The organism is Novosphingobium mangrovi, from assembly GCF_022818885.1.
GTDB lineage: Bacteria > Pseudomonadota > Alphaproteobacteria > Sphingomonadales > Sphingomonadaceae > Novosphingobium > Novosphingobium mangrovi.
This window is the reverse complement of sequence record NZ_JALHAT010000053.1, coordinates 19,382-31,303: the sequence shown is the minus strand read 5'-3', so window position 1 is coordinate 31,303 and position 11,922 is coordinate 19,382. Positions and strand designations below refer to the sequence as shown.

The window sequence follows — 11,922 nt, the reverse complement described above, 5'->3', positions numbered from 1 at the left end:
TGGGGCAGGGCGGCCTGACGCGGCGCGGGGGCCGGGCTGGCGCGCAGCATGCGCGACCCAGCCTCACCGGCGCCGACCTGGAAGAAGGTGATCGAGTTCTGCAGATCACCTGCCTGTCCGGCAAGGCCGTCCGATGTGGAGGAGATGAGCTCGGAGGCGTGGGCGTTCTGCTGGGTGACCTTGTCGAGCTGCTGGATCGCATCGTTGATCTGCGAGGCGCCGATGTCCTGTTCGCGGCAGGCCGCGCTGATCTCGGAGACGAGCTCGGCGGTGCGACGGATGTCGGGAACAAGCTTGCCCAGCATCTCGCCCGCCTCGGCCGCGGCCTTGACCGTGTCGGAGGAGACCGAGACGATCTCGGAGGCTGCGCTCTGGCTGCGTTCGGCCAGCTTGCGGACCTCGGAAGCGACAACCGCAAAGCCCTTGCCGTGTTCGCCCGCGCGGGCGGCCTCGACCGCGGCGTTGAGGGCGAGGAGGTCGGTCTGGCGGGCGATTTCCTGGACGATGGAGATCTTCTCGGCAATCGTGCGCATCGCGCCCACGGCCTTCTCCACGGCAACCCCCGAAAGCTCGGCGTCCTTGGAGGACTGGCGCGCGATCTTCTCGGTCTGGGAGGCGTTGTCGGCGTTCTGCTTGATGTTGGCGGCCATCTCTTCCATCGAGGCAGACGCCTCTTCGGTCGAGGCGGCCTGCTCGGTCGCGCCTTCGGAAAGCTGCTGCGAGCTGCCCGCGATCTGGCTCGATCCGCTGGCGACCTTGTTGGCCGCCTCGCCCACGTCGCGGGCGAACTGGCGCAAGTTGCCGACAAGCGCGTTGATGGCATCCTTCATGCGCTGGTGGTCGCCTTCGCAGGCGATATCGACGGTCTGGAGCAGGTTGCCCTCGCTCACCAGCGCGAGCACGCGGTTGCCCTCGGCAATGGGATCGAGGATCGCATCGAGCATGCCGTTGATGCCCGAGATGAGCCCGGCGAAATCGCCCACGAAGCGGCGATCATCGCCCCGCGTCTCCAGCTTGCCGGCGGTGGAGGCCAGGATCAGGCGCTGGATCTCGGCGGTGATGTCACGCAGGTTCGAACGCAGCGTTTCGACCGTCTCGTTGATGAAGGCCTTCTTGCCGGGGAAGCGTTCGAGCGGGGCGTCGAAGTTGCCTTCGCCGAATTCGCGGATGCAGGCCATGGCCTTCTTCTTGACCGCGATATGGCCTGCGACCATCGCGTTGATGCCGCCCGCGACGTCGGCGAAGTCGCCGTCGAACTTGTCGACCGGGAGGAAGACGTCGATGTCGCCGCGCTCGTGCTCATCGGCCATGTGCTTCATCTCGTCGACGAGGCCCTGGAGGTTGCGGCTGAGTGTGTCGATGGTGCGGTTGATGAAGGCCTTCTTGCCGGGAAGTTCCTCCAGCTTGGCGTCGAAGTCGCCCTCGCTGATCGCCTTGACGCAGGCCATGGCCTGCTTCTTCACGTGGATGTGCGCGGCGACCATGTCGTTGACGCCGCGCGCCATGGCGCCGAAGTCGCCCGCGAACTTCTCGGCCGGAACGAAGACGTCGATGTCGCCGCGCTCATGTTCGCTCGCCATGTGGTTCATCTCGGTGATGAGGCCGGTAAGGTTGTGGCGCAGGGTCTCGATGGTCTCGTTGATGAAGGCCTTCTTGCCCGGGAACTGTTCGAGGCGCGCGTCGAAATTGCCCTCGCTGAACTCGCGCACGCAGGCCATCGCCTTCTTCTTGACGGTGATGTGGGCGGCGACGAGCTCGTTGATGTGGCGCGCCATGACCGCGAATTCGCCGTGGAAGTCCTGGACCGGGATCACTGCGTCGATGTCGCCGCGGTCATGCTCGGCGGTCATCGTCGAGATCTCGCGGCTGAGCGCTTCGGAGGGCTGGAGGCAGGTGTCGACCAGACGGTTCACCGCATCGAGCACGGCGCGGGTCTGGCCCTGGCCGTAGGTCATCTCGGTACGCGCTGACATGTCGCCGCGCGCCACCGCCCGTTCAACGCGGGCGATCTCGTCGAGGACGTGGTCCGGATCGAGGCTGGAAAACAGGGTGAAGGGCATGGGGACGTTTCCTTGTGCAGTCGGCGGGCGGTCAGCGGTGTGCCTTCGGCGGTGTGCGGGGGTGGGAGATGGGGCGGATCAGGTGCCGGTGGGCGCCAGGGCGGAAAGGGCGAGGCTTGCCGCCTCGGTCCCGGTGAAGATGGCGGCGATGTCGACGAGGAGGACGAAGCCGCCCTCGCGGCGCACGACGCCCAGGAGATAGTCGCTGCTCCACGCGACCCCGATTTCGGGCGGGGTCTCGATGGCGTTGGTCTCGAAGCTGGTGACGCTGAGCACCCGGTCGACGACCACGCCCAGCGTCAGGGCACTGCCCTGCTGCGCGAGGTCGAGAATGAGGATGCGCGTGGCAAGCGAGGCCTCGGCGGGCGGAAAGCCCAGCCGTCGGCGCAGGTCGAGTGTGGCGACGCCCTGGCCGCGCACGTCGGTAAGGCCCAGGAAATAGGCCGGGCCATTGGGCACGGGTGAGGGCGGGGCGTAGTCGAGGATCTCGCGCACGATGGCGACAGGCACGGCAAAGACGTCCCCGCCCATGCCGAATTCGACGACCTGGAGTTCGTTGGCTGCGGTCATACGGCGTGTCCCATGGAAGCCTCGCCGCCGCTCAGGCCCTGGGGATGGGAGAGCGAGGCAAAGATGGCGGGAAGGTCGGGCAGCACGATCACGGCCTCGCCCTGGCGCGCCAGTTCGCGCGCGTAGGTGCGGCGCCAGCGCATGCCCAGCACCGGGGGCGGGGCCGAAGTCGTGCGCTCCAGAAGGGTCACCTCGTTGACCTTGTCGGTGCGCAGGCCGATCTGCGTTTCCTCGCCGTCGAGCTCGATCTCGATGACGACGATGCGGCTGTCGGGCGTGGGCTCCTCCAGCGGCATGCCAAAGGCAATGCGCAGGTCCGCAATGGGGATGATCTTGCCGCGAAAGTTGATCACGCTGCCAACCAGCGCGTGGGCGCCGGGCACAGGGGTCTCGGGCAGGAGATCGAGGATCTCGCGGATGGTCACGGCCTCGACGGCCAGGCGCTCGTCGCCGACCTCGAAGGTGAGAACCTCAAGCTGGCCGTGCGCGTCCCAGGCGGTCGCGCCATCGACCTCGTTCTCGGGTTTGGGGCTGGATTGGGGCATGGCTGGTTATCCCGCGGCGCGCAGCCGCTCTTCCTGTTGCTGGCCCAGCGCGACAAGCTGGACGATGTCGAGAATGAGCGCGACGCCGCCGTCGCCCAGGATCGTCGCGCCCGAGAAGCTGGGCAGGCGCCGGTGCAGCCCAGAGAGCGACTTGATGACGGTCTGGTGGCTGCCGATGATCTGGTCGACGACCAGCCCCACGCGTTCGCCGCCGGTGCCGATGACGACGATCTTCTGGTAGGGATCGGGCCGGGTTCCGGTCTGGAACACCTCGCGCAGGCGCAGGAAGGGCACGAGCCGTCCGCGCAGCGAGATCATGCTGCGCCCGCGCGTGCGAATGTCCTCTTCCAGCGAAAGCTCGATGCACTCCTCGACCGCGGCGAGCGGGATGACGTAGTTGCCCTGGCCCACGCGCACGAGGAGGCCCTCGATGATGGCCAGGGTGAGGGGGATGCGCAGGGTGATCGTCGATCCCTTGCCCGGCTCGCTGGTCATGTCGATGGTGCCGCGCAGCGTCTCGATGGTGCGCTTGACCACGTCCATGCCCACGCCCCGCCCCGAAAGGTTGGTGACCTGCTCGGCGGTGGAGAAGCCGGGGTGGAAGATCATCTGTAGAAGTTCGCTGTCGGGCACGACCTGGCCGGGCTGGAGCAGCCCGTTGGCCTCGGCCTTGGCGCGCACGCGCTGGCGGTTGATGCCGCGCCCGTCGTCGGTGATGGTGATGAGGACCTCGCCGCCCGCCTGCTCGGCGCTGAGGCGGATGCGTCCGGTCGTGGCCTTGCCCGCCTGGCCGCGCTCCTCGGGCGTCTCCAGGCCATGGTCGCAGGCGTTGCGGATCAGGTGGACGATGGGATCGGCCAGCTGCTCGGAGACGGTCTTGTCGATCTCGGTGCTTTCGCCCTCGGTGACCAGTTCGATCTCCTTGCCGGTCTCGTGGGCAAGGTCGTGGACGAGGCGCCGAAAGCGCCCGAACAGGGCGGCGATGGGCACCATGCGCAGGACCATCGTGGTGTCGCGCAGTTCGCTCGCCAGCCGTTCCACTTCCTCGGAGATCGAGCGCAGCGCCAGTTCGCCTGCGGGCCCGCGCAGGCCACTTTCGGCAAGCTGGGCAAGGCGGCTCTGGACGATCACGAGTTCGCCCACCCGGTCCATCAGGACGTCGAGGCGACCTGCGGGCACGCGCACGCTTTCCTCGGCCGCGCGCGCGCTGCGCGGGGCCGGGCTGCGCGGACTTTCGGCGGGGGCTGGCGCGCTGGCCGGGGCAGCGGTCTGGACCGCGTTGGAAGCCGCCGGAGCCTCGCTCTCGAGCGCGTCGATGGAGAGGTCCATGTCGTCCATCACGAAGATGAAGACGTCCTCGATGTCCTCGCGCGTGGCGGCGCCTTTCAGCGTGACGTCCCAGCCCAGATAGCACAGGGTCGGGTCGAGCTCGTCGAGCGGGGGAACGGTGTCGGTCAGGACGCGCACCTCCGCGTCCCCCAACTCGCGCATTTCATCGAGGAGGATCAGCGGATTGGTGCCGTTCGCCATGGCCTCGGCGGGCAGGCGAAAGACGATGTGCCAACCGCCGGGCGCCGCCGATGTGTTGGCCGCGGGCGTGGGCTGGCCGGTAGGGGCCGCCTCGCCGCCTGCATCGGGCGCGGAGCCAAGCGCGGCGTGCAGGCGCTCGAGGATTGCGTTTCCGGCCTCTTCCAGTGCGGGATCATCGCCCTCGAGGTCGACGAGGGCGCGCATGTGGTCCATCGCGCCCAGCGTGATCGCGACGAGTTCGGCGCTGGCCGGGACAATCCCCTTGCGCACCTTGTCGAAGGCGGTCTCGCAGTGGTGGGTGAAGGCCGCGAGCGCGTCGAAGCCGAACATCGCGCCCGAGCCCTTGAGCGTGTGCATCCCGCGAAACACCGTGTCGACGAGGTCGCGGCTGGCAAGGTCGTGGGTCAGGTCGAGGAGCGCCTGCTCGGTCGCATCGAGCAGGTCGGCCGCCTCGATGCGGAAGGCCGCGGCGGGGTCCTGCTCGCTCATCCGCCCAGCACCTTGCGTGCGACCTTGAGGAGGTGGTCGGGAACGAAGGGTTTGACCAGCCACCCCGTGGCCCCGGCCGCCTTGGCCTGGCTCTTGAGGTTGTCGGCGGATTCGGTGGTGAGGAAGATGATCGGAGTACCCGCCTGGATCGGCAGCTTGCGGATCTCGCGGATCATCTCCAGCCCGTTCATGCGCGGCATGTTGAGGTCGGTGATGATGAGGTCGTACTTGGCCATGCGGGCCTTGCCCAGACCTTCGCTACCATCCGCGGCTTCGGCCACCGAGTGCCCCGCGCCCGAAAGCGCGATGCGGATGGCCATGCGCACGCTGGCGGAATCATCGACGGTGAGGATGCTGCTCATTGCGGGGCGTCTCCGTGGAACCAGAAGGCAAGGGCGGCGCTGTCCGCGCATGCGGCGAGGCCCCCGCGCTCGAGGAGCGCGGCGAGAGCGGTATTGGCGGGGTGCGCAAGGCGAAGGGGCTTGCCCTCCTGCGCGCCCTGGATGCGCGCGGCCTCGACCAGTTGAACGAAGCTGAGATCGGCCTCGTCCAGCTGCGATGTATCGAGTTCGAGCTCCTCGCCCGGGCCAAGCGCGGCAAAGCCTTCGAGAAGGCGCGTCGCGAGGCCCTGGATGGTCCGGATCGTGGCGGTATCGCCTACGCTGATCTGCATTGCTGTCTCACCGTTTCTCGGGTGTCCTTGGCGAGCAGGTACCTGAAACGAATGAGCATATGCTTGGGTGCGCCTAGCGACTTCTACGGGGCGCGCTGGCGATGTCCGGGCAAGAGAGGAGGGGAAGGGGGAGAGGCGCGCTGGCCTCTCCCGCCAGGGCCGGTCAGTCGCTGATGCCCATGAGGCGCGCGTTCAATGCGCGGTCCGAGCCGGTGTCGGCGAAATCGTCAAAGGCCTTGTCGGTGACGCGGATGATGTGCCGGTCGATGAAGGGCGCGCCTTCGGCGGCACCGACTTCGGGGTGCTTGAGCGCACATTCCCACTCGAGCACGGCCCAGCCGTCGAAATCGTACTGCGCCATCTTCGAAAAGATCTGCGCGAAATCGACCTGCCCATCGCCCAGGCTGCGAAAGCGCCCGGGACGCTCGCTCCAGCCCTGGTAGCCGCCGTAAACGCCTGAGCGGCCCGAGGGGCGAAACTCGGCGTCCTTGACGTGGAAGCACTTCACCCGCGCGTGATAGATGTCGAGGAAGGCGAGGTAGTCGAGCTGCTGCAATACGAAGTGGCTGGGGTCGTAGAGGATGTTCGCGCGGGCATGGTTGCCGGTGGCCTCGAGGAACCGCTCGAAGGTGACGCCGTCGTGGAGGTCTTCTCCCGGATGCAGTTCGTAGCCGATGTCGACGCCGTTCTCCTCGAAGACGTCGAGGATCGGCGTCCAGCGCCGCGCGAGCTCTGCAAAGGCGTCCTCGACAAGGCCCGCCGGGCGCTGCGGCCAGGCGTAGAAGTAGGGCCAGGCGAGCGCGCCGGAAAAGCTGGCGTGTGCGCTGAGCCCCAGGCGGCGTGAGGCGACGGCGGCAAGCTTGACCTGTTCGACGGCCCACTCCTGACGCGCCTTGGGGTTGCCGCGCACGTGGGGGGCTGCAAAGCCGTCGAACTGCGCGTCATAGGCCGGGTGGACCGCGACGAGCTGGCCCTGCAGGTGGGTCGAGAGCTCGGTGATGGCAATGCCCTTTTCGGCCAGTATGCCTGTGATCTCGTCGCAGTAGTCCTGGCTTTGGGCGGCTTTCTCGAGGTCGAAGATGGCCGGGTCGCTGGTGGGCACCTGAATGCCCTTGTAGCCCAGCGAGGCCGCCCAGTCGGCAATCGCGGGCAGCGTGTTGAACGGGGCCTCGCTCCCCAGGAACTGGGCGAGGAAGATGGCAGGGCCCTTGATCGTCTTCATGTACCTGTCTCCAAAATCGGGTGGGGCGCTCAGACGGCGAGGTTGACCCAGCCTGCGTTATCGCGGCTGGCGGCTACGGCCGTGGCAATGAGGGCCATGCCGCGCAAGCCTTCGGCAGCGCTCGGGACTAGGGTCTCTTCGGCCCCGCGCAGGTGCCCGGCAAAGTCGGTGTAGAGGTTGGCGAGCGCTTCGAGCAGGCCCTCGGGATGGCCGCCGGGAAGGCGCGAGCTGGCCTGTGCGGCGGTGCCCAGCGAAGGATCGCCCGCGCGCACGATTTCCATGCCGCCCTCGGCCTTCAGCAGGGTGAGCTGGTTGGGGGTCTCCTGGCTCCAGCGCATCCCGCCCTTGTCGCCGTAAACGCGGATGGCGAGGTCATTGCCTTCCCCGGTCATCACCTGCGAGGCCATGAGGAGCCCGCGCGCGCCGCCTGTAAAGCGCAGGAACATCTGGCAATCATCGTCGAGCACGCGGCCCGGCACAACGGCGCCCAGGTCCGCGTTGATCTGTGCGACCCGTGTGCCGGTCACGAATTCGGCGAGCTGGAAGGCGTGGACCCCGATGTCGGCAATGCAGCCGCCAAGCCCTGCGGTCCTGGGATCGACGCGCCACTCGGCCTGCTTGCCGTTTGCATCCCCGGCAAGCCAGCCCTGGTTGTACTCCACCACGAGCTTGCGCAGCGTGCCGATCGCACCGCCTGCGATCCGGGCGCGCATCTCGCGCACGAGCGGGTAGCCCGAATAGGTATAGGTAAGCCCGAAGGGGACCGGATTGTCCTTGAGCAGCGCCACGATCTCGCGCGCCTCGTCCAGCGTCGCGGTCATCGGCTTGTCGCTCATCACGGCAACACCAGCGGCGATGGCGGCCTTAGCGGCCACGGCGTGATGGGCGTTGGGCGTCGCGATGGTGATGAATTCGATCCCGTCCTCGCGCTGCGCCTCGGCGGCAAGCATCGCGTCGAGCGAGGGGTAGCCGCGCTCTGGCGCTACGCCGTAGCCGATCGCGGCCTCGCGCGAGCGCCCGGCATCGCGACTGAAGGCTCCGGCGACGAGCTGAATGCGGCCATCGAGGCGCGCGGCCATCGCATGGACCGGACCGATGAACGAGCCTGGCCCGCCCCCCACAAGGCCCATACGCACGGGCGAACGATCAGAGGCAATGTCGGATGCGGCCATGGGAAGGTCCTTGAGATCTGGTGGCGAGGAGGGATGGGATATCCATCTAACCGCGTGGGAGGGGCGCTGCAATGCGCCAATGTAATCGTTACCATACGAAAGGGCGCAAACGATCCCTGTCCGTCGCCACGGCCCGCACGAAAGGGCGCAAACGATCCCTGTCCGTCGCCACGGCCCGCTTCCAAGGACTTTCAAGACGGTCCTTGCGTAAGGGGAAGGTTACCATCCTGTAAGGTCGCGGGTGTCCGGTGTGAATCACTTGTGCGGGGTCCGTCGCAACTGTAACGATTACAGTAATGGCAAATATCAAGGACATTGCCCGCGTCGCGGGCGTTTCGGTTGCGACCGTTTCGCGCGCGCTGAGCACGCCTTCGATGGTGCGGCCGACCACGATCGAGAGGATCGAGGCCGCCATTGCCGACCTCAACTACCAGCCCAACCACATGGCGGCGGGCTTGCGCCGCCAGCGCAGCGACAATGTCCTGGTGGTCGTCCCCAGCATCTACAATCCGTTCACCTCCGCCTTCGTCGAAGGGATCGAGAACGTCGCGCGCACGAGCCGCATGCGCGTGCTCCTGGGCATCACCGAAGGCGACCGCGATGCCCTCAACACTTATACCGCGATGATCGCGGGCAAGCAGGCCGACGGGATGATCCTGCTGGAAAGCAACCTGCCCGACATCGTCGTCAATCCGCCCGCCAAGGGCACGCTGCCGCCGATCGTGTCGGCCTGCGAATATCCGCTCGACCACGCCTTGCCGCGCGTGAAGATCGACAACCACGAGGCCAGCGCGCTGGTGGTCAGCCATCTTGCCGGGCTTGGCCACAGGCGGATTGCCGCGGTGACCGGGCCGATCAACCTGTTCATGTCGCAGGACCGTCTGGCCGGGTACCGCCTGGGGCTTGCCCGCGCGGGGATCGAGTTCGATGCGCAGCTCGTGCACGAGGGCGATTTCACGCTGCAGTCCGGCTATGATGCGATGGTCCGCCTGCTCGATGCAGGAACGGCCTTCACGGCGGTCGCCTGTTCCAACGACGAGATGGCGCTTGGCGCGATGAGCGCGCTGCGCGCCCGCGGTCTCTCGGTTCCGGACGATGTCTCGGTGGCGGGCTTCGATGACCTGCGCTTCGGGGCCTACGCCAGTCCGCCGCTCACCACCGTACACAGCCCCACGGTCGAGATCGGTGAGGCCGCGATGCGCCTCATGCTCGACGCTCTGCTCCCGGCTGATCGCCAGCCACCCGCACGCGAAGTGATCCTGCCGCACCGCCTGATCGTGCGGGAATCGACCGCGCGGGTTCCGGCCCGGGTCGTTGCGGGCACCTGATCCTGTTGAAGAAAGAAGCCCCGGCCCCGCGATGGGACCGAGGCTTCTCCGCGACCCGAGGGCCTGGTGGAGCCGTGCTCTTGTTATGGGCTCCGCCTCGGGCGAATGCGATGAGGGCGTGCAGCGGGAGACATCCCGGCTGGCCGGAAAACAGGAAAAAAGACGGCGGCCACGCCGAGGATACGTAGGAGAGAGAGAGCGTGGCCGCCGTCGAAGGATGGCCATGTCGCAGCGTACTTCGCTGCGGCACGGCCAGGGTGTTCGAAAAGGTGCATCGGGGAAAGGAGCATGATGGGCGGCATGGCTCTCTAGGCTCGGGCGAGGGCCGCGTGCGGGTGGGCGTGCCACCTGGTCGCCTCTTCGTAGGCATGGGCTGTGCGCAGGAGCCGGGCCTCGCTGTGGGGCGGTCCGATCAACTGGAGCGCGAGGGGCAGGCGCCGGGTGTCGAACCCCATCGGGGTCACCAGCGCGGGAAAGCCGAGCAACGAAGCGGGCCGGGTGAGTTCCGAGATCTCCCCGATGAGCGCCTGGCGGCTGTCCGGCGCGAGGATCTCCACGTCGCGGGCCAGCGGCACCGACATGCGCGTCGCCGGGGTCAGGAGCAGGTCGACGTTGGCAAACGGGCCGTCGCGCATCGCCACGTGCGCCCAGTGGCGAAGGGCCAGCGCGCTGCCATAGTCGCTTTCGCTGATGGCCGAACCCCGTGCAAGGCGGGCGCGCACGTCCTCGCCGAAGTCCCCGGGGCGCAGGGCCAGCTCGCGGGCGTGGACGCGCGCGCCTTCATAGAGGGCGATTGTCCCGGCCGCGCGGGCCATGGCGGCCTGGTCGGGCACGGCGACATCGACCAGCGTCGCGCCCAGCGCGCGCATCTGGGCTGCCGCGGCTTCGAGCGCGTAGTCGATCTCGGGATGGATGCCGTCGGTGTACCAGCTGGTGGGAAGACCGATGCGAAGCCCGGACAGATCGTTCCCGATCCCGGCCATGTAGTCGCGACCATTCGCGGCCAGGACCGTCATCAGCAGGGCGAGCGCGCGCGATGAAGTGGCAATGGGCCCGGCCGTGTCGCATGTGCGCGAGAGTTCCATCATCGCGTAGCTGGGCAGGAGGCCCGTGGTGGGCTTGAGGCCGCTCACGCCGCAGAACGCCGCTGGAACCCGGGCCGACCCGCCCGTATCCGATCCCAGCGATGCGGTGAGAATGCCCGCGCCGACCGCCGCAGCCGAGCCCGAGGACGAGCCGCCCGATATGGCGCGCGGGTGCCAGGGATTGCCGCAGCGTCCCAGGTGGACGTTGTGCCCGGTGGGGCCCAGCGCGAACTCGGCCATGTGGAGACGACCAAGGGTAATCGCGCCTGCCCCTTCGAGCCGGGCAATGAGCGGGGAGGTCTCCTCTGGCCGAAAGCCGCGCCACAGCGCCGCCCCGGCCTCTGTGGGATGGCCTTCGCGGAAGAACATGTCCTTGTGAGCGAGGGGGACACCGTGAAGGGGCCCGCGCAGCGCCCCGGCCTGGCGTTCCCGGTCGCACTGGCGTGCGAGGGCCAGCGCGCTCTCGGCCTCGATCTCGACAAAGGCGTTGAGATCGCGCGCGGCCTCGGCGCGGGCGAGCGTGGTGCGCACCGCGTCTTCGCTCGAGACGGTGCCATCGGCAATGGCGCGGGCAAGGGCGCAGAGCTCGTTGGGCAGATCCGGCAGGTCAACCATCATGGCACACTCCGTCACAGGCGGGGCGCCGACAGGGCCGGGGCTCCGGGCGAGAAATGGGAAAGGGGCGATGCAGCCGTTGGGAGGAGGAGAGAGAGGACTGCATCGCCCCTGTCACGTGTAGCGGGTTACGGGCAGGCCCCGAACGGCGACAGGAAGGGACATTACCGTCGTCGTTCCGCGTGGGTGGCGTGCATCGCGGGCGACCTGCGGATGGTCGCGATGGGGTGTGCCCCTGGATGTGACCCGTACACGTGATTTCATCTGACATGACCCCTGTGTCTGGGTGGGATGTCTAATCTGTGCGTTTCGTTTTCATGAGAATGCGCGATTCGTTCCGGATTGCAAGCGACGTTCGCGAGGGGGTGATCGGCTGTGTCCTAGATCGCTGATAATACTACTATTTAGCGCAACAATTATGCGCAGATGTCCGCCTGGCGGATGATTGCGGTGCGGCATGGAACCGGATCGAGCGAAACGCAGAGGCGAGGTACCCCAAGGGCTTGGCCCCCGGATGACGCGCATGCTGCGTTGCGAACACCGCCCATTCCTGCGCTCCAGGCGGGGTGTCTTATACTTTAGGTCAATTGCGGCGCGAATGTAATCGATCTCGCGATTGGGGGGCGAGTCGGT

10 protein-coding genes are annotated in these 11,922 nt (G+C 67.5%); 1 reads left to right on the top strand and 9 read right to left on the bottom strand.

The genetic code is table 11. The annotated features are described in order from the left end of the window. The 8 genes from MTR65_RS18535 to MTR65_RS18500 all read right to left on the bottom strand — a co-directional run. Positions 1–2,060: methyl-accepting chemotaxis protein (locus tag MTR65_RS18535; protein WP_243802809.1), on the bottom strand; the 2,060-nt coding region annotated here is incomplete at its 3' end. Positions 2,061–2,138: 78 nt separating this feature from the next. Beyond that, a complete protein-coding gene (locus tag MTR65_RS18530; protein ID WP_243802807.1) occupies positions 2,139–2,630 on the bottom strand; it encodes a chemotaxis protein CheW in 492 nt (163 codons plus the stop codon). Beyond that, the gene (locus MTR65_RS18525) at positions 2,627–3,175 is read right to left on the bottom strand and encodes a chemotaxis protein CheW (RefSeq protein ID WP_243802805.1); all 549 of its coding nucleotides are present in this window, start codon (positions 3,173–3,175) and stop codon (positions 2,627–2,629) included. The genes MTR65_RS18530 and MTR65_RS18525 overlap by 4 nt, the downstream gene beginning before the upstream one ends. 6 nt (positions 3,176–3,181) lie before the next feature. Next, positions 3,182–5,194 (bottom strand): chemotaxis protein CheA, encoded by a 2,013-nt coding sequence (locus MTR65_RS18520; protein WP_243802803.1) that lies wholly within the window; start codon positions 5,192–5,194, stop codon positions 3,182–3,184. Beyond that, on the bottom strand, positions 5,191–5,556 hold the full coding sequence (locus tag MTR65_RS18515) for a response regulator (RefSeq protein ID WP_039393349.1): 366 nt from the start codon (positions 5,554–5,556) through the stop codon (positions 5,191–5,193). The genes MTR65_RS18520 and MTR65_RS18515 overlap by 4 nt, the downstream gene beginning before the upstream one ends. Then, entirely contained in the window at positions 5,553–5,867 is a 315-nt protein-coding gene (locus MTR65_RS18510; RefSeq protein WP_243802801.1) for an STAS domain-containing protein, read from the bottom strand. Before MTR65_RS18510 ends, MTR65_RS18515 begins: the two co-directional genes overlap by 4 nt. A 163-nt stretch (positions 5,868–6,030) precedes the next feature. After that, positions 6,031–7,089 (bottom strand): sugar phosphate isomerase/epimerase family protein, encoded by a 1,059-nt coding sequence (locus MTR65_RS18505; RefSeq protein ID WP_243802799.1) that lies wholly within the window; start codon positions 7,087–7,089, stop codon positions 6,031–6,033. 29 nt (positions 7,090–7,118) lie between these two features. Then, positions 7,119–8,261: a Gfo/Idh/MocA family protein gene (locus MTR65_RS18500; RefSeq protein WP_243802797.1), complete on the bottom strand. Its 1,143-nt coding sequence runs from the start codon at positions 8,259–8,261 to the stop codon at positions 7,119–7,121. 296 nt (positions 8,262–8,557) lie between these two features. Between MTR65_RS18500 and MTR65_RS18495 the strand changes: the two genes are divergently transcribed. After that, positions 8,558–9,589 (top strand): LacI family DNA-binding transcriptional regulator, encoded by a 1,032-nt coding sequence (locus tag MTR65_RS18495; RefSeq protein ID WP_243802795.1) that lies wholly within the window; start codon positions 8,558–8,560, stop codon positions 9,587–9,589. 308 nt (positions 9,590–9,897) lie between these two features. On the opposite strand, the gene MTR65_RS18490 is transcribed toward MTR65_RS18495, so the two are convergent. Then, positions 9,898–11,292: an amidase gene (locus MTR65_RS18490; protein ID WP_243802793.1), complete on the bottom strand. Its 1,395-nt coding sequence runs from the start codon at positions 11,290–11,292 to the stop codon at positions 9,898–9,900. Between the last annotated feature and the right edge of the window lie 630 nt (positions 11,293–11,922).